The sequence below is a fragment of the Glycomyces sp. YM15 genome (genome assembly GCF_016918015.1).
In the GTDB taxonomy this organism is placed as follows: Bacteria; Actinomycetota; Actinomycetes; order Mycobacteriales; family Micromonosporaceae; genus Glycomyces.
In genome coordinates this window covers 174968-199459 of sequence record NZ_JAERMK010000005.1, presented here as the reverse complement: position 1 = coordinate 199459, position 24492 = coordinate 174968, and the positions used below count along the sequence as shown (strand labels likewise).

Annotated in this window: 31 protein-coding genes and 1 pseudogene; 18 read left to right on the top strand and 14 right to left on the bottom strand. The window is 67.2% G+C overall.

Features of this window, described 5'->3' with window-relative positions; translation table 11 throughout:
• Positions 1 to 67 precede the first annotated feature (67 nt).
• The 4 genes from JHY01_RS07925 to JHY01_RS07910 are packed head-to-tail and all read left to right on the top strand — an operon-like array spanning position 68 to position 3157.
• Positions 68 to 880: an ABC transporter ATP-binding protein gene (locus JHY01_RS07925; RefSeq protein WP_205325075.1), complete on the top strand. Its 813-nt coding sequence runs from the start codon at positions 68 to 70 to the stop codon at positions 878 to 880.
• On the top strand, positions 877 to 1545 hold the full coding sequence (locus JHY01_RS07920; RefSeq protein WP_205325074.1) for an ABC transporter permease: 669 nt from the start codon (positions 877 to 879) through the stop codon (positions 1543 to 1545). The genes JHY01_RS07925 and JHY01_RS07920 overlap by 4 nt, the downstream gene beginning before the upstream one ends.
• Positions 1542 to 2258, top strand: coding sequence for an ABC transporter permease (locus JHY01_RS07915; protein WP_205325073.1), 717 nt, complete (start codon positions 1542 to 1544; stop codon positions 2256 to 2258). The genes JHY01_RS07920 and JHY01_RS07915 overlap by 4 nt, the downstream gene beginning before the upstream one ends.
• On the top strand, positions 2255 to 3157 hold the full coding sequence (locus JHY01_RS07910) for an ABC transporter substrate-binding protein (RefSeq protein WP_205325072.1): 903 nt from the start codon (positions 2255 to 2257) through the stop codon (positions 3155 to 3157). The genes JHY01_RS07915 and JHY01_RS07910 overlap by 4 nt, the downstream gene beginning before the upstream one ends.
• A gap of 129 nt (positions 3158 to 3286) precedes the next feature.
• Here JHY01_RS07910 and JHY01_RS07905 read toward each other — a convergent pair whose 3' ends face one another.
• Positions 3287 to 3718: a hypothetical protein gene (locus JHY01_RS07905; protein WP_205325071.1), complete on the bottom strand. Its 432-nt coding sequence runs from the start codon at positions 3716 to 3718 to the stop codon at positions 3287 to 3289.
• Between the two features lie 108 nt (positions 3719 to 3826).
• Entirely contained in the window at positions 3827 to 4573 is a 747-nt protein-coding gene (locus tag JHY01_RS07900; protein ID WP_205325070.1) for a methyltransferase domain-containing protein, read from the bottom strand.
• 186 nt (positions 4574 to 4759) lie between these two features.
• On the opposite strand from JHY01_RS07900, the gene JHY01_RS07895 reads away from it, so the two are divergent.
• Entirely contained in the window at positions 4760 to 5803 is a 1044-nt protein-coding gene (locus tag JHY01_RS07895; protein ID WP_205325069.1) for a glycoside hydrolase family 43 protein, read from the top strand.
• A gap of 38 nt (positions 5804 to 5841) precedes the next feature.
• On the opposite strand, the gene JHY01_RS07890 is transcribed toward JHY01_RS07895, so the two are convergent.
• A complete protein-coding gene (locus JHY01_RS07890; RefSeq protein ID WP_205325068.1) occupies positions 5842 to 6591 on the bottom strand; it encodes an SDR family NAD(P)-dependent oxidoreductase in 750 nt (249 codons plus the stop codon).
• Positions 6592 to 7060: 469 nt separating this feature from the next.
• Here JHY01_RS07890 and JHY01_RS07885 point away from each other — a divergent pair, with 469 nt between their 5' ends.
• Positions 7061 to 7321: a hypothetical protein gene (locus tag JHY01_RS07885; protein ID WP_205325067.1), complete on the top strand. Its 261-nt coding sequence runs from the start codon at positions 7061 to 7063 to the stop codon at positions 7319 to 7321.
• Between the two features lie 53 nt (positions 7322 to 7374).
• Here JHY01_RS07885 and JHY01_RS07880 read toward each other — a convergent pair whose 3' ends face one another.
• The 5 genes and pseudogenes from JHY01_RS07880 to JHY01_RS07860 form a co-directional block, all read right to left on the bottom strand.
• Entirely contained in the window at positions 7375 to 8580 is a 1206-nt protein-coding gene (locus JHY01_RS07880) for a sulfotransferase (RefSeq protein ID WP_205325066.1), read from the bottom strand.
• 296 nt (positions 8581 to 8876) lie between these two features.
• Entirely contained in the window at positions 8877 to 9395 is a 519-nt protein-coding gene (locus JHY01_RS07875) for a hypothetical protein (protein WP_205325065.1), read from the bottom strand.
• A 21-nt stretch (positions 9396 to 9416) separates the two neighbouring features.
• Positions 9417 to 9779: a transposase family protein gene (locus JHY01_RS28080; RefSeq protein ID WP_374199508.1), complete on the bottom strand. Its 363-nt coding sequence runs from the start codon at positions 9777 to 9779 to the stop codon at positions 9417 to 9419.
• Positions 9780 to 10104: 325 nt separating this feature from the next.
• On the bottom strand, positions 10105 to 10668 hold the full coding sequence (locus tag JHY01_RS07865) for a winged helix-turn-helix domain-containing protein (protein ID WP_205325063.1): 564 nt from the start codon (positions 10666 to 10668) through the stop codon (positions 10105 to 10107).
• A 47-nt stretch (positions 10669 to 10715) separates the two neighbouring features.
• A pseudogene (locus JHY01_RS07860) lies at positions 10716 to 10943 on the bottom strand (transposase family protein); the annotation flags it as partial.
• A 311-nt stretch (positions 10944 to 11254) separates the two neighbouring features.
• On the opposite strand from JHY01_RS07860, the gene JHY01_RS07855 reads away from it, so the two are divergent.
• The gene (locus tag JHY01_RS07855) at positions 11255 to 11770 is read left to right on the top strand and encodes a hypothetical protein (protein WP_205325061.1); all 516 of its coding nucleotides are present in this window, start codon (positions 11255 to 11257) and stop codon (positions 11768 to 11770) included.
• A gap of 9 nt (positions 11771 to 11779) precedes the next feature.
• Here the strand turns inward: JHY01_RS07855 and JHY01_RS07850 are convergent, their stop codons facing one another.
• Together JHY01_RS07850 and JHY01_RS07845 are read right to left on the bottom strand one after the other, a co-directional pair.
• Complete coding sequence (locus JHY01_RS07850; RefSeq protein WP_205325060.1) at positions 11780 to 12559, bottom strand: SDR family NAD(P)-dependent oxidoreductase; 780 nt, start codon at positions 12557 to 12559, stop codon at positions 11780 to 11782.
• A gap of 23 nt (positions 12560 to 12582) precedes the next feature.
• Entirely contained in the window at positions 12583 to 13332 is a 750-nt protein-coding gene (locus tag JHY01_RS07845; RefSeq protein WP_205325059.1) for a phosphotransferase, read from the bottom strand.
• A 311-nt stretch (positions 13333 to 13643) separates the two neighbouring features.
• On the opposite strand from JHY01_RS07845, the gene JHY01_RS07840 reads away from it, so the two are divergent.
• On the top strand, positions 13644 to 13886 hold the full coding sequence (locus tag JHY01_RS07840; protein ID WP_205325058.1) for a hypothetical protein: 243 nt from the start codon (positions 13644 to 13646) through the stop codon (positions 13884 to 13886).
• A gap of 77 nt (positions 13887 to 13963) precedes the next feature.
• Positions 13964 to 14536, top strand: a complete 573-nt coding sequence (locus tag JHY01_RS07835; RefSeq protein WP_205325057.1) for a permease-like cell division protein FtsX — start codon at positions 13964 to 13966, stop codon at positions 14534 to 14536.
• A gap of 105 nt (positions 14537 to 14641) precedes the next feature.
• Here the strand turns inward: JHY01_RS07835 and JHY01_RS07830 are convergent, their stop codons facing one another.
• Positions 14642 to 14938 carry a hypothetical protein gene (locus JHY01_RS07830; protein ID WP_205325056.1) on the bottom strand — a complete coding sequence of 99 codons (297 nt, stop codon included), beginning with the start codon at positions 14936 to 14938 and terminating at the stop codon, positions 14642 to 14644.
• A complete protein-coding gene (locus JHY01_RS07825; protein ID WP_205325055.1) occupies positions 14931 to 15275 on the bottom strand; it encodes a hypothetical protein in 345 nt (114 codons plus the stop codon). Before JHY01_RS07825 ends, JHY01_RS07830 begins: the two co-directional genes overlap by 8 nt.
• Before the next feature lie 257 nt (positions 15276 to 15532).
• Here JHY01_RS07825 and JHY01_RS07820 point away from each other — a divergent pair, with 257 nt between their 5' ends.
• From JHY01_RS07820 to JHY01_RS07810, 3 genes are all read left to right on the top strand, one after another.
• Positions 15533 to 16456: a Scr1 family TA system antitoxin-like transcriptional regulator gene (locus JHY01_RS07820; RefSeq protein WP_205325054.1), complete on the top strand. Its 924-nt coding sequence runs from the start codon at positions 15533 to 15535 to the stop codon at positions 16454 to 16456.
• Positions 16392 to 16700 (top strand): DUF397 domain-containing protein, encoded by a 309-nt coding sequence (locus tag JHY01_RS07815; protein WP_307814309.1) that lies wholly within the window; start codon positions 16392 to 16394, stop codon positions 16698 to 16700. The genes JHY01_RS07820 and JHY01_RS07815 overlap by 65 nt, the downstream gene beginning before the upstream one ends.
• 202 nt (positions 16701 to 16902) lie before the next feature.
• Positions 16903 to 18204, top strand: coding sequence for an erythromycin esterase family protein (locus tag JHY01_RS07810; RefSeq protein ID WP_205325052.1), 1302 nt, complete (start codon positions 16903 to 16905; stop codon positions 18202 to 18204).
• A gap of 122 nt (positions 18205 to 18326) precedes the next feature.
• Here JHY01_RS07810 and JHY01_RS27665 read toward each other — a convergent pair whose 3' ends face one another.
• The gene (locus JHY01_RS27665; protein WP_205325051.1) at positions 18327 to 18845 is read right to left on the bottom strand and encodes a CGNR zinc finger domain-containing protein; all 519 of its coding nucleotides are present in this window, start codon (positions 18843 to 18845) and stop codon (positions 18327 to 18329) included.
• A gap of 51 nt (positions 18846 to 18896) precedes the next feature.
• Between JHY01_RS27665 and JHY01_RS07800 the strand changes: the two genes are divergently transcribed.
• Both JHY01_RS07800 and JHY01_RS07795 read left to right on the top strand, forming a co-directional pair.
• Complete coding sequence (locus JHY01_RS07800; protein ID WP_205325050.1) at positions 18897 to 19175, top strand: hypothetical protein; 279 nt, start codon at positions 18897 to 18899, stop codon at positions 19173 to 19175.
• Positions 19172 to 19717 (top strand): putative glycolipid-binding domain-containing protein, encoded by a 546-nt coding sequence (locus JHY01_RS07795; protein WP_205325049.1) that lies wholly within the window; start codon positions 19172 to 19174, stop codon positions 19715 to 19717. Before JHY01_RS07800 ends, JHY01_RS07795 begins: the two co-directional genes overlap by 4 nt.
• Before the next feature lie 89 nt (positions 19718 to 19806).
• On the opposite strand, the gene JHY01_RS07790 is transcribed toward JHY01_RS07795, so the two are convergent.
• On the bottom strand, positions 19807 to 20451 hold the full coding sequence (locus tag JHY01_RS07790; RefSeq protein WP_205325048.1) for a TetR/AcrR family transcriptional regulator: 645 nt from the start codon (positions 20449 to 20451) through the stop codon (positions 19807 to 19809).
• Positions 20452 to 20548: 97 nt separating this feature from the next.
• Here JHY01_RS07790 and JHY01_RS07785 point away from each other — a divergent pair, with 97 nt between their 5' ends.
• Genes JHY01_RS07785 through JHY01_RS07770 form a run of 4 tightly spaced genes read left to right on the top strand, consistent with a single transcriptional unit; the run spans position 20549 to position 24397 of the window.
• Positions 20549 to 22024 carry a serine hydrolase gene (locus JHY01_RS07785; RefSeq protein ID WP_205325047.1) on the top strand — a complete coding sequence of 492 codons (1476 nt, stop codon included), beginning with the start codon at positions 20549 to 20551 and terminating at the stop codon, positions 22022 to 22024.
• 47 nt (positions 22025 to 22071) lie between these two features.
• On the top strand, positions 22072 to 22698 hold the full coding sequence (locus JHY01_RS07780; protein ID WP_205325046.1) for a LysE family translocator: 627 nt from the start codon (positions 22072 to 22074) through the stop codon (positions 22696 to 22698).
• Positions 22699 to 22758: 60 nt separating this feature from the next.
• Positions 22759 to 23733 carry an EamA family transporter gene (locus JHY01_RS07775; RefSeq protein ID WP_205325045.1) on the top strand — a complete coding sequence of 325 codons (975 nt, stop codon included), beginning with the start codon at positions 22759 to 22761 and terminating at the stop codon, positions 23731 to 23733.
• A complete protein-coding gene (locus JHY01_RS07770) occupies positions 23726 to 24397 on the top strand; it encodes an alpha/beta fold hydrolase (protein ID WP_205325044.1) in 672 nt (223 codons plus the stop codon). The genes JHY01_RS07775 and JHY01_RS07770 overlap by 8 nt, the downstream gene beginning before the upstream one ends.
• Positions 24398 to 24492 lie beyond the last annotated feature (95 nt).

The window sequence follows — 24492 nt, the reverse complement described above, 5'->3', positions numbered from 1 at the left end:
CCTATACCTCGATTCGCTGTATAGACTGGCCGTGACCGCTTTGCCCACCTCATCCAGGGAAGCCGCTGTGATCGAGTTCGAAACGGTGTCGAAGACCTATCCGGGCCAGTCAGTGGCCGTCGCCGACTTCTCGCTCGTCGTCCCCTCGCACCGCACCGTGGTGCTCGTCGGCTCCTCGGGCTCCGGCAAGTCCACCCTCCTGCGCACGGTGAACCGCATGGTCGAACCCACCTCCGGCCGCGTCCTCATCGACGACGAGGACGTGCGCGAACGGGACCCCGTCGCGCTGCGCCGCTCCATCGGCTACGTCCTCCAGCACGGCGGCCTCCTCCCGCACCGCTCCGTGCTCGACAACATCGCCACCGTGCCCGTCCTCAAGGGCACCCCCAAGCGCCGAGCACGCACGGCCGCAAGCGAACTCCTCGAACGCGTCGGCCTCGACCCCAAGATCGGCCGCCGTTACCCCGGCCAGCTCTCCGGCGGCCAGCAGCAGCGCGTCGGCGTCGCCCGCGCCCTCGCCGCCGACCCGAACATCCTGCTCATGGACGAGCCCTTCGGCGCCGTCGACCCGATCATGCGCCGCGAACTCCAGGAGGAACTCCTCCGCCTCCAAGCCGAACTCCACAAGACCATCGTCTTCGTCACCCACGACATCGACGAGGCCTTCCTCCTCGGCGACGAAGTCGTGGTCCTCCGCGAAGGCGGCGTCATCGCCCAGCGCGGCACCCCCGCCGAGATCCTCGGCGCCCCCGCCGACGACTTCGTGCGCGACTTCGTCGGCGCCGACCGCGCCGAACGCGAACTCCACATCACCACAGTCGACGGACGCTCCATCGCGGTCGACGGGACCGGCCGGCCCGTGGGGGTGCTCGCGCCTTGAACTGGCTCAGCCTGAACTGGCCGCAGGTCATCGAGCTCACCCGCGACCACCTGCTGCTCAGTGCCCCCGCCCTCCTGCTGAGCGTCCTCATCGCCGTCCCCATCGGACGACTCGCCCAGCAGCGCCCCCGCATCGGCGGCGCCCTCCTCGGCGCGGCCAGCCTCCTCTACGCCATCCCCGCCCTCCCCCTGCTCATCATCATCCCCGCCCTCTTCGGCGTCCCCCTCCGCTCGCCCGCCACCATGGTCATCGCCCTCACCGTCTACGGCGTCGCCCTCCTCGTGCGCACCGCCGCCGACGCCTTCGGCTCCGTCGACCCCCGCGTCCGCGAAGCCGCAGTCGCCGTCGGCCACTCGCCCCGCAGCGTGTTCTGGCGCGTCGACCTCCCCCTCGCCGTCCCCGTCCTCCTCGCCGGGGTCCGCGTCGTCGCCGTCTCCACGGTCAGCCTCGTCACCATCGGCGCCCTCATCGGCGTCCCCAGCCTCGGCACCCTCCTCACCGACGGCTTCCAACGCGGCATCCCCGCCGAAGTCGCCACCGGCATCATCGCCACCATGGCCCTCGCCCTGCTCTTCGACGCCCTCCTCGTCGCCGCCGGACGCGCCCTCACCCCCTGGGCCACCATCCGCCACGAACGCCCGCTCCCGCAGGAGGAGACGACATGAACCTCTTCCTCGACGCACTCGCCTGGCTCACCGACCCCGCGCACTGGACCGGCCCCGGCGGCGTGCCCACCCGCGTCCTCCAGCACCTCGCCATCACCTTCGCCGCCGTCACCGCCGCAGCGATCCTCGCCCTCCCCGCCGGTGTCCTCATCGGACACACCCGCAAAGGCGCCGGCCTCGTCGGCGCCATCGCCGGAGCCGCCCGCGCCATCCCCACCCTCGGCCTCCTCACCCTCCTCGGCCTCGCTCTCGGCATCGGACTCAAGGCACCCCTCATCGCGCTCATCGTGCTCGCCGTCCCCTCCGTCCTCGCCGGGGCCTACGCGGGCGTCCAGAACGTCGACACCGCCATCACCGGCGCCGCCCGCGCGATCGGCATGAACCCCCGCCAGATCGTCTTCCAGGTCGAGATCCCGCTGGCCGCACCGGTCCTCATCGGCGGCCTCCGCGCCGCCACCCTCCAGGTCGTCGCCACCGCCACCCTCGCCGCCTACACCGCCGACTTCGGCCTCGGCCGCTACCTGTTCTCCGGCCTCAAGTCCCGCGACTACGCCGAGATGCTCGCCGGAGCGCTCCTCGTCGCCGCGCTGGCCCTCCTGCTCGAACTCCTCTTCGCCGCCGGGCAGCGCCTGGCGGCGAAGCGCATCGCCGCACCCGCTCACGAGAAGGGCGCGGCCGAATCCGACAGTCCCCGAGAGAAGGAACCCGTATGAACACCCGCACCAAGGCCCTGGGTGCGCTCGCGCTCGCGGCCGTCCTGACCGCCACGGCCTGCTCGTCCGGAGACCCCCTCTCCAGCGGCGAATCGGACGGCGACACGATCGTGATCGGCTCGCAGGACTACTACTCCAGCGAGATCATCGCCGAGATCTACGCCCAGTCCCTCGAAGACGCCGGGTTCACTGTGGACCGCCAGTTCCGCATCGGCCAGCGCGAGGCGTACCTGCCGGAGATCGAGGGCGGCTCGATCGACCTCTTCCCCGAGTACACGGGCCCGCTGCTGCAGTACTGGGTGCCGGACACCGAGGCGCGGCTGAGCGATGACGTGTACGCCGCGCTCCAGGGGGCCACTCCCGACGGCCTGCGCGTACTCGACCAGTCGCCTGCCACCGACCAGGACTCCTACACGGTGACGAAGGCGTTCGCCGACGAATGGTCGATCGCCACAGTGGACGATCTGGCGAACGTGACGACGTCGATGACCATGGGCGCCAACTCGGAGGCCGAGACCCGTCCCAACGGCCCGCAGGGCCTGCTCGACACGTACGGCGTCGAGGTCGGCTTCACGCCGATCGAGGACGGCGGCGGCCCGCTCACGGTGCAGGCGCTGAACGACGGCGACATCCAGCTCGCCATCATCTACACCGCCGACCCGTCGATCGCCGCGAACGACCTGGTGTCGCTCGAGGACACGAAGGGCCTGTTCCTCGCCTCGCATGTGGTGCCGCTCGCGAGCGACAACGTGAACGACGAGGCGGCCGAGATCATCAACGCGGTGAGCGCCGCGATGACCCCGGAGGACCTCATCGCCATGAACTCCCGCAGTGTGAACGAGGAGCTGCCGGCCGAGACCATCGCGAAGGACTGGCTCGCCGAAGCGAACCTCGGATAGTCCCGACACGATCGCGCCTCCCCCGTCGTCGCGGCGGGGGAGGCGCTTCGCTGTGCTCTTTGCTGCTTCATCAGGGCGAAGACACCCCAGCCGAGGTAATCGCGCTGCTGTGCCGACTGCGACACGCGCTCAATCGCTGCCGTGTTCGCGCTCCGCCATCTCCCGCATTCTCCTGAAGAGCCCCATCGTCGATTCCCCGAGCACCGTGCCGGTGAGCACGATCTCCAGCGTGAGGCTGTCGTGTTCGTCGTCATCGCCGCGGTAGCGCTCGGGGTCGCGTTCCACCTCGGCTCGGACTATCCGCCTGCCGCCTTCGGGCGCGGCCGCGAAGGTCGCGGCGAAGACGCCGAACCCGGTCCAGCTCCGGTGGAGGTAGACGACGTCGCCTTCGGTGAAGACGTTCCACTTCTCTTCCATCTCACGGGCTCGGAAGCCGTGTTGCAGCCGTTCCCAGTCCTCGTCCGACCAGATTCGCTCCGGCAGCTCCGAAAGCGGTTTCGGAGCGGCGATCGGATGGAGTACCCGGAAGTCGGAGCGGGTGACGCGTTCGCTAGAGGTCATGCCGCGATCCTATGGTGGGCCGTCCTTCTCGATTGTGGTCGATTCTGGTGGACCCGACCTGTCCCTTGGGGCGCAGACGGGTCCGGCACCGAAGTACCGGACCCGCTGCTACCGCCTCATGAGGGCGAAGATGCCCCAGCCGAGGTAATCGCGTTGGTAGCGAACATGGTTGATCCGTTCCGTCCGCAACTTGTGTCGCATCTCGTCCTCCAGTTCGTGGCCCGGGTTGTCGTCGAGCCAGCGGCGGATGTTGCGCCAGTGCGGGGCCGCGTAGCGGTCCCAGCTGTCCTGGTCGGCGAGGACCATCTCGACGACGTCGTATCCGAGCGAGTCGAAGTGGCCGAACAGGTCCGGGAGCGAGAAGAAGCTGTCCTTGCTCTGGGCGTAGCAGCCTTTGACGGTGGCCTCGTCAGGCGGGTCCTGGCGCCAGTAGCACTCGCCGATGAGCATGAGGCCGCCCGGCCGCAGGCTCTGCTCGAGGAGCGCGACCGTGCCGGCGGTGCCGCCGCCGATCCAGGTGGCGCCGATGCACGCGGCGATGTCGACCGGTTCGCTCGCGACGTGGCCGGAGGCGTTGCCGTGCACGAACTCGCAGCGGTCGGCCACACCGAGTTCGGCCGCTCGGGCCTGGGCCCGTGCGGTGAACGCGGTGCTGATGTCGACGCCGGTGCCGCCGATGCCGTGATCGCGGGCCCAGGTGCAGAGCATCTCGCCCGACCCGCTCGCGAGGTCGAGCATGCGTGCGCCGGGCTCGAGGCGCAGTGCCTCGCCCAGGTCGGCCAGCTTGCGGCTATCGACGGGGTTGTGGATGCGGTGGCTGCTCTCGCCGATGACGATGGAAAGTGGGAGATCCACTGTGGTCCTTTGCTTTCGATGAATTCTTGACGGTGTCGAAGAGTGGTCGGCCGCGGCCGACCGCATACGCCTGGACCTTCAAAAAACCATCTCCAAAGCTCGTTCGCCTGCGATTGTCGCCGCACCGTACGACACGAGCGGCCGTCGTGTCCAGCGCATTGCCGGCACGCTGATAGCGTTTGCGGCATGAGCGAGCCGATGCCGTCCGCCTTCCCGCTGCGCCTGCCCGAGATGCCGCTGCACGACCCTTACGTGGTCGCCGACGCCGAGTCCGGCCTGTACCACCTGTACACCGCCAACCAGGGCTTCACCTCCGGAGCGACCGGGCCGCTGTCGGGCGCCGGGGTCGGCACGCTGTGCTACCGGTCCCCGAACCTGCTCGAGTGGGCCGATCCCGTGCCGGTGTTCCGCGTCGCCGAGGAGGCCTCGCCCTGGGCGGTGCACGGCGCCTGGGCGCCCGAGGTGCACCGCTGGAACGGCCGCTGGTACCTGTTCACGACGCTCCACAACACCGATGCCGCACTGCCGGTGCCGGAACCGGGGGAGTTCGGCACGCCGTTCCCGGTCCCGAACTACCGCCGGTCGACGATCGTCGCGGTCGCTGACTCGCTCACCGGCCCCTTCCGGATGCTCAGGCCCGAAGCGCCGATCCTGCCGCCCGAGCTCATGACCCTCGACGGGACGCTGTTCACCGACGACGAGGGCCGCCCGTGGATGGTCTACGCGAACGAATGGCTCCAGCGCATCGACGGCACGATCGAGGCGTTCCCTCTGACGGACGCCCTGGACGCGGTGTCGGGCGGCGCGGTGATGCTGTTCAAGGGCTCCGACGCCCCCTGGCTCACCCGCGACATTCCGGCCGGGGTGCCGCATCAGCTCGCCCCGTACGTCACGGACGGCCCGCAGTTGGTCCGCGCTCCCGGTGGTGCGCTCGTCTGTCTGTGGTCGACCTACGAGAAGAACCGGATCACCCCGGGCGGGGTGGACGGCGACTACGTCCAGACCTGGGCCGTGTCGCCCTCCGGCCGCCTCGAAGGCCCTTGGGAGCAAAGGGAACCGCTCGTCAGAGGCGACTCGGGCCACGGGATGCTGTTCACCACGTTCGAAGGCGAACTCATGCTCGTCCTCCACCGTCCCTTCACCGGGGCGCGCGGCAAGCTCTACGAGATGGCCTGGGACGGCGACGAACTCCGCGTCGTGCGCCAACGCACCGACCTCGACGGCGACTGAGCGCCCGGTCGCTCCATGATGGAGCGACCGGGCGCGCGCTACCACGCCACGGGGCCGAGGCGGTCGATGAAGGTCCCGCTCGGGCCGTCGGCGCCGAGGGTCGCGAGCTCGATGAACGGGTCGGTGCCCTCGTTGACCGTGAGCTGGCCGGTGTGGTTGTTCATGTCGGTCGCGGTGTACTTGCGGTTGGCGACCTCCCCGGGCGTGAGCAGGTTGAACTTGATCCCTGGCAGCGCCTGCGCGTACCGGACGGTGATCATGTTCAGGGCAGCTTTCGAAGAGGTGTAGGCGATCTCGTGCATCTTCGAGATGCCCTGCTCCGGGTCGGTGACGACGGTGAACGAGCCGCCGCCACTGGAGACCATGACGACTCGCGGGTTCTCGGCCTCCTGCAGCAGCGGCAGGAACGCGTGCGTGACCCTGACGGGCCCGTAGACGTTGGTGTCGTAGACGCCGTGGAGCTCTTCCGCGGTCGCTTCGGCGGGCGCGACCATGTGCCCGGGGCTGCCCGCGTTGTTGATGAGCACGTCGAGCCGGTCGGTGTGCTCCCGTACGAGCCGTTCGGCGGCGGCCACGGACTCGTCCGAGGTCACGTCGAGCGGCACCAGGATCACGTTCGCACCGCCGGCTTCGAGCTTGTCGACGGCGGCGCGGCCGCGGTCGAGGTCGCGGGATCCGAGGAACACGGTCCAGCCCATCTCGCCGAGGCGGCGGGCCGCTTCGAGGCCGAGGCCCTTGTTCGCGCCGGTGATGAGGACCGTGGTGGGGGTGGTCTGGTTGGCTGCCATCGTTGTCTTCCTTCGCTGTCTGGAGTGGTTCGGCCTTGCACTGGTGCTGACGGGCGGCGGGGCGGAAACCAGACGGGTGCTCGGAAAGAACTTCGCGGCAATCGATCGCATTCACATATTGACATGTGGAAACCCCTTGCCTCGGCTCGGTGGACAAATCGCGTTTTTTTCGCATTTGCATGCATAGTGGCGATGTGACGACGAGGCCGCGTCCGATTGGGCGCGCCCCGATCCGAGCGACGCCCTTGAAGGAGCGACTCCACCTGTCCAGAACACGAACCAAGACCGCGGTCGTGGTCGGCGTGAGCGGCTTCGTGCTCGCGGCGACCACTATGGTCGCCATGACCACCGCGAAAACCGGCCCGCCTCCGCTTCGGGAGCGGGCCGTGACGTTTCATGTCGGAGGATTTCGTCTTTTCGGCGCAAACCCCTATAGTTGGACATGCCAACGCGAACAAGGGGGTACGCCATGGGTTTTGCGGACAAGTTCAACGAGTTGAAGGACATGTTCTCGGGGGCCGTCGAAGACGTCAAAGGCAAGGCCGAGGAGATGATCGGCGGCGTCGCGGACGCACCGGTCGACCAGCTCGGCGAGCAGGTGGGCGGAGCCGCCGAAGACTTCCAGGGGCAGGCCCAGGAAAGCGTGGAGAACGCGCAGGGCCAAGTGCAGGAAGGCGTCGAGGGCGCCCAGGGGTCCGTCGAGGACTTCCGGGGTCAGACCGGTCTCTGACCGCATCGCAAGGGGCGGCCGCATCCACCGGATGCGGCCGCCCCTCGCGAACGTCATCGGGAGTTGAGAGTGCCGCACAGGCGGGTGTAGTCGCCGAAGGCGTCCTCCACCCCCTGGATCGACAGGCCGTAGCGCGAGAGCGAGTACTCGTGGCGGCGGTCGCGCACCGGACGGGCCAGCACGTTCTCGAGGTTCCCCGCGTCCTTGTGGGTCCACTCGGCGCCGATCGCCTTGTACAGCTTCGGAACCTCGTTCGCCGGGTCCGAGTTGAGCCGGTGGTACGGAACATCCACGATGGACTCGCTCGGGAGCCTGAGGCGCGACTGCCGGCCCCGCTCGATCGACTCGACGAGCAGCGTCAGCGCCACCTGTCCGATCTCGTCGAGGTCCAGGCGGCGCTGGTACAGCGACCAAGAGGTCTCCATCAGCGAGCACACCGAGCCCATGACCGTGGTCGGATCGCGGTGCGTCCAAACGATCGTCGCGTCCGGGAAGACCTTCCGGATCACGTCGAGGTCGTTCAGGTGCGCCGGGTACTTGAGCATCCAGCGCTTCGGCTCGCGCCCGTGCTGCAGCACCTGCAGCGCCCGCTTCAAGTACAGGTAGTCGGCCGTGCAGTCCCGCCCGCTCAGCCAGCGCCGGTATTCGGGCAGCCCCGCGCGCAGGATCAGGTGATACGTGCCGTGCGGCAGGAGCAGCATCGACTCCTCGGGTGAGTGCACCCGCATCGGGTGAATGACCTCCCATGACGGTGAGAACTTGACCATCATGCGCGTCCCGGACTCGATGGTCTTGATGGTCTTCTCGGCCGCGGCGCGGTGCTGCGGGAGGTCGGTGTGCATCATCTCCCACATGAGCGGGCCGCGGTGCGCGTCGGAGCCCGCGAGGATCTTGTGCGCCAGCGTGGTCGCTGTACGCGGCAGGCCCACGACGAACACTGGGGACACGATCTTCTCGTCGGCGATCTCCGGGTGCTCGATGATCCGCTGGCGGATCCGCAGCCGGTTTTCCAGGCGCTTCTTGGCGTCCTCGATCGCCGACTGCCAGCCGAGCGGCGTCAGCTGCCGCTCCTCGGCAAGGCACTGCAGGTGGAAGCCCAGGTCGGCGGCGAACTCCTCGTCTCCGGCGGTGGACCATCCGGTTGACTTCTCGACGGCCGCGACCGTCCGCTGCCAGGTCTCGAGGGGCCGCTTGCGGCTTTTGAAAGAGGGCCGCAGCATCGCGTTCACGAACGCGGCGGTAAGGGTGGTCCGGCTCATTGAGGGGGTTCCTTTCGGAGCGCAAGGCCCGCAAGGTGACAGATGGTCCGGCACAGACTACTATCGCCGACCCGCGCCGGCCAGGGGCCGGCCGCAGCACACTGAGCTTTTCCCTGCAAGGCATTCGTTGCATTCAGTGAGGTTTCTGCGGTTTGGCCATGTTCGCGCTGGGCGCAGCGAGCCAGGGGCGTGGTGCACCCCCGGTAGACGCATAGGCTCCCTTTGGGAGATAGCACCTGGAGGTCGCGCTCGTGACTGCACGGTCGTCTTCCCGTGAGCGGCTCAGAAAGCCCGTGTTACGCAGATTCTGGATCGGGGTCAGTGTAGACCTCGTAAGGCTGATTGGACATCACTCCGTCCACCCATACCTGCATCCCATAGCTAACGGGGTGGTCTGGGTAGAGGTTTCCCAGCTCGCTGATGGTGTTCTGGAAGTCCATCTTCGCCTCCCGCAACTGGAGCGCTTCACCATGCTGGAGCGGAGTTCCAGCCAGAGCGGCGGGTACCGCAGCGTCGAATGCGGGCCAGTCGATATCAATCCCCCCTTCATTACTCTCCTGGATGAACGGGCGCAGGTCGACCTGGCCGGTGCGACGGCCGTGCTCGATCAGCCACAGATCTGCGCTCTCACCATCGTCATGCATGCTGATCTGGCCGGCGATCACGTTCGGATCTGGATTGTCGAGGAACAAGTCCCGTAGCAGAGAGCGGATGTGCTCACGCCGACTGTAAACGAAGAACAAGCTCCAGTCCATTTGACCGGTGTAGGTCTTCTCCAGAACGTAGGCGCGCTGGCCTTGCAGATCATCGCTCATGAACTGCACCCTGCCAGATGCCTATGACAGTGGGGCATCCTGTGCGCGGTGATCGTTGCTTCCGGTGAATCTCACGCGATCCGGGCGTGTTCGTGCTGGAACACGGCGTGGCAGGCGCGGGCGATGACACCGATCCGTCAGGGATTGAGACCGATCCGGCGCAGCGCGGAAGCGCATCTTCAAATCGGCGTTGGCCTTCTCAGCCATGGCCCGGAGCGCGCCGAGGGCCTTGTTGTACTGCCGCTGATCCACAGTCAGTTGACCCTTGGGTTTCTTGTGCGGCAAGCGGACCGGCTCGGCATCGGCGAACTGCTCACCCCAGGCCGACCAGGACCAACAGCCGCCTGGCCTCGTCCTCGGTGTTGAGATGGGCGAACCAGACATCGAGTCCGGCGGCGATGGCGGCGGTCGAGTCGTACTACTGACTTTGTAGTTTCGGGGTCTGGCTGGTTACGGGGGTCTGATCCCGGTGCCGGCGAACATGCCGTCGATGAGGTCGGTGCGGGCCTGTATGTGGTTCAAGTGTTCTCGGACCAGAGCGAGGAGATGGTCGACGCCTTCGATGAGGGTGTTGGCGATGCGGCGCTTGAGCAGTGACCAAGTCGGTGGGCGCAGAGTCCTGCGAGTGAGACCCGGCCCGAGCCTCGCTTGCGGACCTTGATGACCGGAGTCTTCCCGCGACGGCCCCAGGTGCGGGACCGGGCTGGTATCAGCGTGTGCGAGGACTCGTCCATGAAGCAGATCCACGCGCCCAGCCTGCGCGCCGTCCTTTTACCGCAGGCCAGGTTTCGTTGCGCCAGGAGGTGATCGCCTCCTCGTCGCGGTCCGAGGCCTTTGCGTCGGGAACCTGTACCGTCCAGTCCATCGCATGGAGCACCAGGGCGACGCCCTTGAGGCTGTAGGTGATGCCGAACATCGCATCGATCAGCGCGCGGACGCGCACCAGCGTCCACCGCTGGTCCTGACCGAGCCCGGCGGCCGCGGGGCCGGCCTCCAGCGCCTGTTCGAGAGCCTGCCGCTGCGTGGCATCAAGCAGCGAGTCCGGACCCGAAGGGCCTTTGGACGCCAACGCCTCCGCGCCACCGGTCTTCCAGGTCCGATGCCATTGATAGCCGGTCTTGTCCGACACCTCGAACCGCCGGGCGACCTCCAGCGGATGCGCCCCCGCAGCGAACATCGCCGCGGCCTCCATCCGGACCGCCTCGCGCTTCGCCCGCGCGGCGGCATTCAAACCGCCGCCATCCCCGTACCTCACACAGGAATCAACGAACACCGCGCCAAACGGACACGCCATCAGACCCCGAAACTACAAGATCAGTAGCGGCTGGGGCGGACGTCGGAGACCCACATCGGGAACCCGTCCGGGGCGGAGACCACCTGGATATTGCCGCCGTGCGCGGCGTGCTTGCCCGACCACCACAGGTCAACGCCCTTCGTGGGCCCTTCAACGTGCGCCTTGTCGATCGGGATCAGGATCCCGTCCAGGCCCACATGCTCGTGCCCGGCTTCGATCACCTCGGCCAGCGAGGGTACCTGGGCGGCCAGGACATCAGCTCTTCTGGCGCAACGATGTTGGGTGGTAACTCCATTGTTCAGGAGGGGGCTTTGTTGCGCCTCAGGAGATCTCATCACGGAAAGCAAGAGGGGCCTTGCCGGGAAAGGCTCACTGGGCCGAAAGCAGAACGGATCGACCGGATCCGACCTGATCGTCGCCGGTCACCCCTACAAAGCGCCGGTTTCGTACGCTGGCGCAAGGCCCCACGACCTCGAAGGAGTCCGAGATGGCCGATATACCGCCGCCACCGTCTCCGCCGACACTGCCGCAACGGGAGCGTCCGCGTCCGGCATTGGTCCGGGCCGTGCCATTGACGATGTACCTCACCGCGCTCACCCTGTTCGCCACCGGCATCGGCCTGCTCGTGATGCAAGGCGACATCGACGACGCCGTCGGTGAAGAACTGACGGCCGACTCGTCCTCTGCCGTCGCCGACTTCTCGGCGGGGATGGACGCAACGATCGCGATCGCCCAGTTGAAGATCACCGCCTGGACATACCTCCTCCTGGCGGCGCTCCACCTCGTGCTGGGGCCACTCGACCACCGCGGGAAGCGCTCTGCGAGGATCCTCGGCTTGATTCTCGCAGGCATCTCCCTGGGCTTCTGCGGCATCGGTGGCATCGCCCTTCGGGCATTCGGCGGGATGTCGCCCATCGGCGAACCGTACAACGACCGAATATCGAGCGCTGTCCTCGAAGCCACTCCCGCCTGGCTCACTGCTTTGCAGTGGATCTCGCTGTCATTGCTGACCGTCGGATCGACGCTCGTCGTCATCCTGCTGGCAGTGCAGAACTCAAGGAACCACATCCACACAGCCTGAAGACAGGTCCTAGTGGACGGACAGGCCACCGTCGACGAAGATCGACTGGCCCGTCACGTACGCGGAAGCGCGGCTCGCGAGGAACACGGCCGCCCCCGCGAAGTCCTCCGCCAGACCGTTGCGGCCGGTCATCGTCCGCGCGGCCAGCGCCGACACCTGCTCGGGATCGGAGGCGAGCCGCTCGTTCAGCGGCGTCATCACGAACCCCGGCACCAGCGTGTTGCAGGTGACGCCGTGCGGGGACCACGCCTCGGCCTGCGACCGGGCGAGGGATTCCAAGGCGCCCTTGGAAACGCCGTAGGCGCCGCTCTGGACGAACGCCCGGTGCGCCTGCTGGGAGGTGACGTGGATGATCCGCCCGAACCCGCGCTCGGCCATGCCCGGACCGAAGCGCTGGCCGAGCAGGAAGGGCGCTTCGAGGTTCACGGTCATGGTCGTGTCCCAGACCGCTTCGTCGATGTCGCCCATCGGCGGTCGCAGGTTGATCCCGGCCGAGTTGACGAGGATTTCCGGCTCGCCGAAGACTGCAGCGGCTTCTTCTCCCGCGTCGCGGATGTCGTCACGGCCGCTCAGGTCGGCGCTCACCCAGGCCGCCTTGCACCCCTGGCCGGTGAGTTCATTGACCGTGGCGGTCAAGGCATCCCGGCCGCGCGCGACGACCACGACCTTCGCGCCCGCGTTCGCCAGAGCCGCTGCGATGGCCTTGCCGATGCCGGAACTCCCGCCGGTCACCAAGGCGACGCGGCCTTCCAACGAGAACAGATCGGCGAGGTAGTCCTGTGCGCTCATGCCCGAACCCTAGAGGCCTTCCGCTATTCGGTGAGGGCCGCGTCGAGCTCAGAGCGATGATCGCAGACCCATTGCCATGTCGTGCGGATCCATCCGGGCACGTCCATCTCGACGAGCATGATCTTGGCCGCGTCACCAGCGGCAGCCTCGGCCTCGATCCCGCGCCAGCAGCGATCCTGCCACCACAGCACCGCATCCACCAGGCGGGCGCGCCCATGCCGGTCCAGGCCGTAGGCGTCGGCGACCAGACGCATGCGCCGAGCGGTCTCAGGAAGATCAGTGACCATCGTGCCGAGTCGTAGGTACTGCCAGCAAAGATGAGCGACATCATGAATCCGCTCACCGGGCGCGGCAGCGTCCCAGTCGATGAACGCCACCGGCAGCGCACTCTGGGCCTCGTCGGTGTAAACGGTGTTCCGCGGGGCCAGGTCGTTGTGGCAGACCGTTTCGGCGTCACCGCAGAGGTCCGTATCGGCAGTGAGGTCATGGAACTGGCGAACCATCGTGGCCAACCGATTCAGGCTGGCATCGGTTTCGGCGTACGGGGAGCGGTCCAGATTGTAGGGGACGTGGCCGCCGACGAAGGTCAGGATCTCCCGGCCCTGTTCGTCGAGGCCCAGCAGACGCGGTGCTCCCTGCCATCCACAACGCTCGAAGTGCTCGAGCAGGCGGTGGGTGAACGGTGAGTGCGGGCCGACTGGTCGACGCACGCTGCCGTCCTTCAAGACGACCTCGTTGATGAACCCACCAGCAAGCGGTATCTCATCGACCATCCAGCGAGTTTCCCTTGGCCCTGACGTGCACGCAACTGAGATACGGGACGGCCTCAGCGAAAGGCGGCCGAGGCTGCGGGTGCGACCGGACTGGTCGCACCGGTGCCGGAGGCGACGTCGACGAGTGTGACCGTCGCGCAGGCGAACTCACGACTGCCGGTGTCTCCTGCACCGTAGGAGGATCGGCAGCGAGGTCGGCGCAGACGAGCCGGTCCTCCGGATTCAGCCAGGCGATCCTGCTGCCGCCGATGGGAATCACCGCTTGGCAAAGGCAGCCGGAGAAGTGCTCGTCGCAGCCTTCGCAAGGGACGGTGACGGTCTCTGACGGCCACGAGGCCGCCACGGCCGCCGCCTACGGCACTGTGCCGAGCACGTACCAGGAAGAAGGGGACGTGGACCTGCAGCTCTGGGTCCGGGTGACCGTGATCGAGGTGGGGGAGGGCGTCTCGATGATGTACGGCAGTGTGTTGGTGCCCGAGCGGGAGCTGAGGGCCGAGGACGGCGAGATCGCGACGGTCGAGCAGATCCACGGGTCGATCAGCGTTCAGAGCTGAGGCGGAGCAACGGCAAGGAAGCGTTGCAGGCCTTCGTCCGTACCCTGGGACTTGCCGTTGCTCAGTATCCTGTAGACATGTCTACGAGTACTGGAACTGCGAAGATGCCCCTCGGCCGAAAACTCGCGATTGCGGCCCTGTGCGTGGGGGTCGCGGTCGCAGGGGTGCTCGTGTATTTTCTGGTTCGCGGAGAACAGGTTGCGACCCATGAGTTTCCCGGCGATCATCATGTGATCATCTATCTTGATCGCGACGTCGATGACGACGTCCTGGAGCAGATTGAATCTGCGCTCCAAGATCATCCACTGATTGAGCAGTTCGAGTTCGAGTCCCAGGCGGAAGCCTATGAGAGGTTCCAGGACACCTTCTCAGAACAGCCTGACCTCGTGGATACGGTGGACGCCGATAGTCTGCCATCCGCCTTCCGAATCAGACTGACCGATAGCGATCGGTCGGAGGAATTCGTTCAAGAATTCGAGGATGTTGATGGTGTATACCAGGTCAGCGACCTTATGGAGCTCTTTCGGTACTATGAGCCGGCTTGCATTGAGTTCGAGGATGAGGGGATCAGCCCTGCCGAGGGTGACACTGAATCGATTCTCTATGAGATAGAGCAGGCATGTAGCAGATTCGTTAACGACGACTTCTGAGACTTGCTCGGAACTCGTCCGCGCCATGCCACTGCGGTCACCATGCCCTGGGTAGAGGTGAGGCCGGTCGGATTCCACCTAGTCCGACCGGCCTCGGAGGCAAGTCTAGAAGTCGAAGCGGCTGGGTTGGTTGACCAACTCGCGGGCATTTTTGAGAATCCACGGGCACCACTGGTCGCTCTGCCACGCGCCGCGCCAGATCACGGGCTCCTCGGGGGCGTCGCCGAAGTGGCAGACTTCGTGGGGCCCAACGCCGTCGTCGCAGTCGACCCGGTAGACGTCGGACGTGCCCGGTGGCGTCGACTCGAAGATGACGGAGAACTCCACCGGGTGGCGTCGGAACTTGCCGAGGCAGTGTTCGCCCTCGGGTTCGGGCGGGTCGTCGAAGGTCGTGTCAGCCACGGCAGAACCGGATCTTCCCGAGGGCGGAAGGGGTGGCAGCGGCGACGGTGTGGAAGGCCTTGAAGGCATTGTTGCGCGCCCACTCGCGCCACTCGGGAGTGGAGGTGCGCCACTGTTCGCTCCAGGTGGCGTGGAGGTTCCCAGTGCTGAGGCCGGAGACGACCAGGATCACGTCGGACTGATTTCCCTTGGTGTGCACTTGGAATGAGTCGGGGTCGGTAGCGCTGGAGGCGCGGACGACGAAGATGCGGCGGCCGTCGCTGAACCGGCCCCGCTGCAGCGGGTCCGAGACGGATTGGTGATTGTCGGGCTTCGGCTTCGCGGCTCGGTTGTACATCGCGACCTCCAATGAAGAGAGTGTCAAATAGCCGACAGCAGGAGTGCCTAGGAGCCCACGAAGAGCTCGGCAAGTGCATTGCGAGGCAGCGACTCCCCGGCATTCCCACCGCTCGCGAGCCGGGAGGTGACCCGCGATGAATCCAACATAGGCGATGTTCCAGCGGTTCAATAGGTCTGCGGCCCTTTAAATGTCGTCGTTCAACGATGGTGTCGCAACGTCGATGCACAATATTTGAACGAAAGTATTGTGCGACGTTGTTGTGCAAGAAAATTGGTTGCCGTGTCGGCGGTTTTCTCTGCGCCGCAACATGGGATCATCGATTACCACCAGTCATCGACCCAGCGCAGGGGAGCATCGCTATGGGGTCTCTTCGTTACTCGGACCTCATCGAGGCGTTCGTAACGGCCGAGCTGATCTCGATCCGAGAGGAGCGAGGCTGGTCCCGAACCAGGCTCGGCGGGGCGATCGGCAAGCACGCCAACACGATCCGAGGATGGGAGATCGGCGACCGGCTCCCTGACAAAGCCAATGTCGCGCTCATCTGCCGCATCCTCCAAGTAGAGCCAGCGCGCGGCGCCTTCCTGGAGCATGTCATCGAACAGCTCAACGAAGGGCCGGACCTCATCTCGGATCTGGACAAGCGCAACCTGTTCATCGTCGAGAGCGCCGAGCGGCGATACGGCGAGATCATTAAGTGGGACCCGCTCCAGCTCCCGGGGCTGTGCCAGACGGAGAGTTACCACATGAAGGAGCTGGCTGATCCGTTCGAAGGGCCTGCGACCAAGATCAAGCACTGGTTGCGAAAGGAACGTCGGCAGATTGACTTCTTCCGGAGGAGCGATCTGCCGCGAACAAGGTTCCTCCTGCCTGTTGATGAGGTGATGGGCTCGAAATGCCTCACGGGGTCCGAGAGGCAGGCACAGCTCAACCGGCTGCTTGAGATCGACAGCTTGTCGAATTGCGACGTCTATGTGGTTGAGCGGCCATACCTGGCGATCCATGCTTTCGATATTTTCCGCCCTGACGAGCGGCCCGGGGCTGGGCCGGACTTCGTCTTCGTCGAGACGATCGACCAGAGCCGTCACATCGTCGAGCCGGAGAAGATCGCCTTGTATGATCGGTTTTCGAGCGTCATGTTGGATGGCGCGAGCCGAATCGGAAGGTTCCTCGATGGCTGAGTTCACCAGCTGGCGGAAGAGCTCCCGGAGCGCCAATTCCGCTCAGGCTGACTGTGTGGAGTGCCGCCAGACCTGGCGGAAGAGCTCCCGGAGCAACAACTCTGCCCAGGCTGATTGCGTCGAGGCTAGGAATACGGACTCCGGCTTCCAGGTTCGGGACTCGAAACTTGGACATGACTCCCCGGTCTTCGACCTGAGTTCCTCGGACTTCACCGGCCTCCTGCGTGTCGCCGACCGCGCCTGATCGGCCCGGTCTCCGCGAAGCTGCCGCAAACGCGTCGCCCCCGACTCCCGTCCCGGAGTCGGGGGCGTTTGCTTGCGCTGCAGAGAGGTCCGGAGTGAAGCTACTCCTGCGGGTTTACGTCCGGGAGCCTTCGCTGGGTGGATGATTCGGACCTTCCACTGGGAGATGCTGGGAGCCGTCGGATCGGAGAGAACTGACCGCAGTGGACAATCGGACCAGGTTCGCCGAGTGGGTACGTCAGCACGGCAGTGCGATGGAGTCTTTCGGCCTGAACGAGGACCTAGACGAGCTCGAACTTCTACGCGAGATCGTGGGAGGGGCCCGGGTCGTGGCGCTGGGTGAAAGCTCGCATCATGTCCGGGAGTTCTACCAGGTCAGGCACCGCATGATGCGTTTCCTGGCCGAGCGGTGCGGCTTCAGCGTCTACATGCTCGAGGCGCCGTTCACGCAAGGCCACCTGTTCGACTCGTGGACACAGGGCGGCCCGGGAACAGTCGAAGATGTCGCCGCAGCCGGCATCGCGGCGAATCTGGGCGACTGCGCCGAACTGCATGAGGCACTGGAATGGATCAGGGAGCGCAACGCCACTGATGTACAACTGCGATGCGTGGGCGCCGACCTGCCCGGCTCGGCCGGGTCACCGCTGCCCGTGCTCGCTGCGATCGAGCCGTATCTCCGTAAGGTTGATCCAGGGGCATTGCCGATGTTGGCTGAGGCCGCCGAGCCCGCCCGTCGCTTCGACAACCCCTCCATGATCAAGTCGATGTCCGGATACGCCGTTCTCGATGCGGCGCAGCGGGATGCGCTCACCATTGCGCTGTCGCGGCTGTTGGCACGTATGGAGCGGTCAGCCTCATTCCATCGCGGGAACGGCCAAGGCGACCGCCACGAGGAGGCACTGCACCACCTGCGCGGCGCGTGGATGCTCGACCAGTTGCACCGCAGTAACCTCACTGACGGTTTCGAGTCGGCCTCGACCTTCCGCGACGCCTATATTGCCCGATCGGTCCAGCGGATCCTAGACACCAGTCCGTCCGGAACCCGGATCGTGCTGGCCGCACACAACTGGCACATCAAGAAGACCCTTGACGTCCAAGAAAACGCCGCGCCGCTGTTGACGGCCGGATACCACCTGGCGGAGGCGCTGGGCGACGACTACCGCGCCATCGCGATCACCCACCATGGCGGCCGCACCGCCATTGTCGGGCCGAACCCTGACGACCCGGAGGACATCGCCTTCATCGACGCTCCGCTGCCGGAGCCCGCCGCCGACAGCATCGAGGCGGCGTTCCCGACCGAGGTTCCATGGACGCTGGCCGATCTGCGGGCCGCCGCTTCCGAGGTCGATGATGCCAAGTCGTTCAAGACAACTCGGATGTCCGACTACTTCCTCGATGATCCGGCCTTCGAGGCGTTCGACGCAGTCGCCCTTGTCAGCCGCACCTCCACCACCGGTTTCGCCTTGCCCGGACCGGACGGGGAGGGGTCGCCGGGTCCCGGATGAGCTCGGCGTTTCCCGCGAGCGAGACGCGCGCAATGAGCTTCTTGCATCTTGAGTCGACACGTCGGCGAGCGGCTTCTGGTCGTGTTGTGGCGCGGTGTCGCCGGGGGATGATCGGGCGGCGGTTACCTTGTGGCGCGGTGGCGTTCGCGGTGGGCGCGGACTTTGGCGATGCCGCCGCAGGAGCGTCCGTCGGGTCCGCCAGCGGTCATCAGGCACCAGCGCTTGCTGGCATTGCGACTGTGGTCGTAGAAGATCCAGCGGCAGTCGGGGCACGCCTTGAGCCGGTGCCAGCGGCCGGCTGCGATCGCCTCCAGTACGGCCGCGACGTGACCGGCGGCGAGGCTCCCTTGATCGGAGAACGTGATGGTGCCGCCGACGACCCGGGGGCGGATCTCGAGGCGTTCGACCCAGTCGTTGACGATCGCGGCGGTGTCGGCGGTTCCCTCCACGGCCTGGCGGAGGTCGTCGCGCAGCGCTCGGAGCTCCTGCCGCCGCGTGCTGGGCAGACGGGCCTGGCCGGCGTAGGCGTCGAAGCGGTCCTCGGCAAGGCGTGTGTCGTTGGGGATCAGCCAGGTGTTGAGCAGTGCCCGCACCGATTCGAGGGCGCCCGGCGCTTCCTGACCGCCTGAAGTGTTAACCACTCAATCATGATACCGGTATACATCGGCAGATGTTCGTGTTAACCTGCCATCATGATAGGCGGTTATCATGAGGGTTCGTCGCCGCTCGCGGCATTGCTAGCCACCGGATCTCACCCCGGACTCGGACCGGGCCTGGTCCAAGACGTCCTGACCTATCCGCGAGCGGTCGAGGACCGCACCGGGGCGCGGAGCATCGGCACCTCGCTGCGGCGCTACTACACCGACATCACACCCGAATCCTTCCACCGGCAAGGCCGCATCCAAGACGCCGACGGCAACTGGCGCCTCGAACAGGACATGCGCGCCCGCCGCAGGCCGGAGGCCTCATGAGGCGCCAGATCATGTGGACCGCCCGGGAATGGCCCGGCTGCGAGCACCTCGACCTGCGCGTCAGCGACGACGGCATAGTCGCCGACGGCCTCATCCTCGCCGCGCCCGAGGGCGAGGTGATCCGGCTGGCCTATCGGATCGAATGCGACCAGGCCTGGCGCACCCGATCGGTCACCCTCGAACGCCACGGCCTCGGCCGCACGACCCTCACCCGCGACGAGCACGGCCACTGGCTCGTCAACGGCCGCGAGCGCTCCGACCTGACCGGGTGCATTGATGTCGACATCGCCTTGACGCCGTTCACCAACACCCTTCCCATCCGCCGCCTGGGCCTCGGCCCCGGGGCCGCCGCAGACCTGCACGTCGTCTACATCCAGCCAGAGCCCGAGCTGACCATCGGGCCCGCAGCCCAGCGTTACACCCGCCTCGACACCGGATACCGCTACGAGTCCGGGACATTCCGCGCCGACCTGGCCATCGACCGCGAAGGCCTCGTCACCCACTACCCCGACCTCTGGTCCATGGAACAACTGACCGTGTAACGGCTCTGGCAAGCCGGGGCTGCCTTTGATCCATGCAGCCCGCTTCCGCTCGAGCGTCACGCGGAATTCGTCGCGTTGGGGCCCTGCGGTTACCGGTCGTGGTGGTGGCACTCCCCTGGAAAGTACGAACCGAGTCGGTCTTCGAGGATCGCCTCCGCGGCCTTGATTAGCGCCCGAGCCCCCTGACCGCCGACGGGTTCGCTGTAGAGTTCGTCGGCTAGGCCCGCGATCAGCGCCGACAGTTCGAGCGCCGCACGTTCCGCGTCGGTCTGCACCTCAACTTCCCCGCACTCCTTGCCGTTCTCGACCGCGCGGGCGATCTGACCGCGCACTACGGTGGCAGTCTCGCGGGCCACCTCGGCCACGGTCGGCACGTCAAGCGCTCTGGCGTGGAAGGCCTTCGCCACCCGATACTCACCGCGCCGCGCTTCATCAAGCGGCCAGAGCTCCGGCATGCAGTCCAGCAGAATCGCCCGGATCGGTTGCCGCGCTGCCTCGCCCTCGGCCACCTTGCGCGCCACCCGCGTCAGCTGGTGCTCGGTCATCTGCTTGTAGGCGAACAGCAGCAGTTCGTCCTTCGAAGCGAAGTAGTGCTGCACCAACCCCACCGAGAACCCCGCCTCCCGCGCGACGGCGGCCATCGTGGCGGCGTCGAGCCCGGCGTGGGCGATGAGCTTGTGCGTCGCAGCAGCCATCTGGCTGCGGCGAAGTTCGTGGTCGGCGGTCCTCGGCACCGTTTAACCATACCGGTGTATGGTTTTGAGGAAGCCATATGCTCGTATGGTTATTCCGACCCTCCGCGACACCCCGCGGCCACCCGCAAGGAAACCCATGCACGCCAACGCATTCGCCGCCCTAGTGCTTGCGCTCGCAACCGGCCCCCTCCCCCCACCGCAAACCCCCGCCACTGACATCGCCGACATCGACGCCTACATCGAAACGCGCCTAGAGCAAACGAACGTCCCCGGCGCGGCCTGGGCCGTCGTCACCGCCGAAGGCATCGAGCATCACGCGGCCTGGGGCGAAACCGGCGACGGCGAGCCCGTCACCGACTCGACCCCGTTCCTGTGGGGCTCGGTCGCCAAACCCGTGACCGCCACCGCCGTCATGACACTCGTCGAAGACGGCCGCGTCGGCCTCGACGAACCCGTACGCACCTACCTGCCGGACTTCACCCTCGCCGACCCCACCCGCGCCGAGCGGATCACCGTGCGCCACCTCCTCGAGCAGACCAGCGGCATCCCCGAAGGCACCGGCATCACCGACCGCTTCGATCCCGGCCCCGACCCCTACGCGGACGCCCTCGCCGACCTGGCCGACGCCGAGACGTTCGCCGAGCCCGGCACCGAGTTCGAGTACGCCAGCGCCAACTACCTCGTGCTCGGCGCGCTCGTCCAGACCGTCTCCGGCATGCCGTACGAGGACTACCTGCGAGCGGCCGTCCTCGACCCTCTCGGGATGGACACGGCCGTCGCCGCCGCCGATGCCGCCGCATCCGTGCCCCACGGGCACACCTTCGCATTCGGTCAGCCAGTGGCCATCGACGCGCCGTTCGACCCGACCGGCCCCAGCTACGGGTACCTCGGCGGCAGCGCCGCCGACCTCGCGGCGTTCGCCGCCGCCAGCCTCCCGGGAGGCGAGGGCGCGGTCTCGCCGGACTCGGTGGCGCTCATGCAGACTCCGGCCGTCGCGATGAACGAGCGCATCGACTACGGCCTGGGCTGGAAAATCGACGACCGCAACGCCGACCTCGGCACCTCCACCGTCTGGCACACCGGCGGTGCGCCCGGGTACTTCGCGGCCGTCATCCTCCTGCCCGAGCACGGCCGCGCCGTGGTCATCGCCCAGAACGCCTACGGCCATTTTCAGGACGGCGCGCTGGTCGGCACTGCATTGGGGGCGGCGCGCGTCGCGGCCGGAGGTGACGGATACAAGCTCGAGACCGATTGGCTCTACCCGGCCGCTCTCGCCGCGATCGCCGCGCTGCTGCTGATCGGCGTCGTTCTCGTGGTCCGCACGTTCCGGCGGCTCCGCAGCGGGGTCACTGCCGCAGGCCGCCGTTGGCGAGTGTGGGCGGCGATGGCCGGCTGGGCGGTCGCCGGAGCGGCCGTGGCCTACGGCGCCGCCGTCACGGTCCCGGGCATGGCGCCGAGTCGAATCCTGTTCCAGCTCATGGCACCCGACCTCGCATGGGGCCTGTACGCGGTGGCGTTCGCGGCGCTGGTTCTCGCAACGGTTCGGCTGTGGCTCGGCGTGGTGCGCCTGCGGGCGCCTCGCACTGCGGGCGACAGCCCCGGCGGGCGGTGATGAGCGCAGGGGAGGCATCGACCGGCGCGGAATGAGAAGATCGTCCGATGCCAGTCGACTCGCACCTGCTCGCCCTCTTCACCGTCGCCACGATCGTCGCCCTGGTCACCCCCGGCCCCGACATGCTGTTCGTCCTCGGCTGCGGCATGAAGGGCGGCGCCCGCGCCGGACTCCTCGCCACACTCGGCGTGATCACCGGCGACGCGCTCTACATCGCCGCTGCCGCCGCCGGGCTGGCGGTGCTGCTGACGGCGTTCCCGGTGGTGTTCACCGTGCTGCGCGTCGCGGGCGCCGCGTACCTCATCTACCTCGGCGTCCAGATCATCCGCAACCGCAAGCGGCAGCAGGACGATGCGGTGGCGGGCGGGATGCCCGGACGCCGAGCCTTCCTCAACGGCGCGGTGTGTTCGATGGCCAATCCGCAGACGTTCACGTTCATGGCCGCGTTCCTGCCGCAGTTCATCGATCCCGCAGCGGGGCCGGTCTGGATGCAGTTCGCCTTCCTCGGTGCCGTCCTGATCGTCCTGGAGTTCCTGGCCGACGGGACTGTCGGGGTGCTGGCGGGCAGGATCGGCCGCTGGCTCCGCGCGCGGGAGGTCGTGCGGCGGCGGATGGACGCCGCGACCGGGACCGTGTTCATCGGCCTCGGCGTCACCATCGCCGTCGAGCGGTGAGCGGCCGGCGGCGCGACTTACCCGCTTCCCAATCCGGGCGTTGACGCCTACCGTGTCAACATGACCGCAGCAACGCAAGTCGAGCCGGGCGGGCGGTCGCGACGCGCGATGCCTTCGCGGCCGGTCCTCGTAGGGCTCGCGCTCGCGATCGTCTACGTCGTATGGGGCTCGACCTACCTCGGCATCCGGATCATGGTCGAGGACATGCCGCCGATGATCGCCGCCGGCGCCCGATTCCTCTGCGCTGCCGCTATTCTCGGACTGATCCTGACGGCCCGCGGCGGCTTGCCGAGGCTGGCGCTGAGCCGGGCCGAACTGCTCTCGTGCGCGCTGATCGGCCTGCTGCTGCCCGTCCTCGGGCAGGGCATGGTCACGGTCGCCGAGAACGGCGGCGCGCCTTCGGGTCTGGTCGCCCTGCTCATCGCGGCGGTGCCGCTGTTCGTGCTGATGTACCGGGTCCTCTCCGGCGAGCGGCCGAAGCGGGCCACGGTCCTGGGCGTGCTCATGGGCTTCGCCGGGCTCGCGTTGCTGCTCGCCACCAACGGGATCGGAGGCGGCTTCCCGTTCTGGACCATCGCGCTGGTGGTGTTCTCGTCGGCTTCGTGGGCGTTCGGGTCGTGGCTGCAGCCCCGCCTCAAGATGCCGCGCGACGCGTTCGTGGCGGCCGTCTATGAGATGGCGATCGGCGGGGCGCTGCTCCTGGCAGTCGGGTTCGGCACCGGCGAGCGGTTCGATCCGGTCGAGTATTCGGCGAGGTCGTGGGCTGCCTGGGTCTACCTTGTAGTGTTCGGTTCGGTGGTCGCGTTCTCGGCGTACGTGTGGCTGCTGCAGGCCGCGAACATCTCGCTCGTCGCAACGTACGCGTATGTGAACCCGCTGGTGGCGGTGTTCCTCGGCTGGCTGGTCCTGGCCGAGGCGGTGACGCTGCCGATCGTCGCGGGCGGGGCGATCGTCATCGCGGCCGTCATGCTCGTGGTGAGCACTGAACGGCCGCAGCGGAAGCAATCGATCGCGAAGGAGCCCGACCATGGCTGACAACGAGACCGCGACCTTCGTGCTGATCCACGGCGGTGGGAGCACCAGCTGGGACTGGCATCTCGTCACGCCTGCGTTGGAAGCCCTCGGGCATGAGGCGATCGCGGTCGATCTGCCCATCGAGGACAAGGCGACCGGCGTCTCCGAGTACGCCGACGCCGTGGTCGAAGCCTGTGGCGACCGGCCGAACCTGGTCGTGGTCGCGCATTCGTGGGGTGGGCTCGTCGCCCCGATCGTCAGCTCCCGCATCGACACCGAGCTGCTGGTGTTCGTGACCGCGATGGTGCCCGTCCCGGGCGAGGCGCCGAACGACTGGTGGAGTGCGAGCGGTTTCAGCGACCTGGAGTCGGGAGACTCGGAGACCGACGTGTTCTACAACGGCGTGCCCGCCGCACTGGCCGAGGAGTGCAACGCGCGCGGCCGCGAGCAGACGGGAGCCCGCGACGGCGAGCCGTCGCCGCTCACGGCCTGGCCCGACGTGCCGACCCGGTTCCTGCTCTGCCGCGACGACCTGTTCTTCCCGCCCGAGTTCATGCGCGGCATGGTCCGCGACCGCCTCGGCATCGTCCCCGACGAGATCGACGGCGGCCACATGATCGCCCTCGCCCGGCCCCGCGAACTGGCCGAACGGCTGCACGCGTACTGGACCGACCTGCCGCGCTGAAGCGCAGAACACCGGCGGGCTCGACGTGGTCGCGAACGCGATCAACGGGCGCGACATTCCCGAGACCATCGCGAACGCTGACGTACTAGCGATGA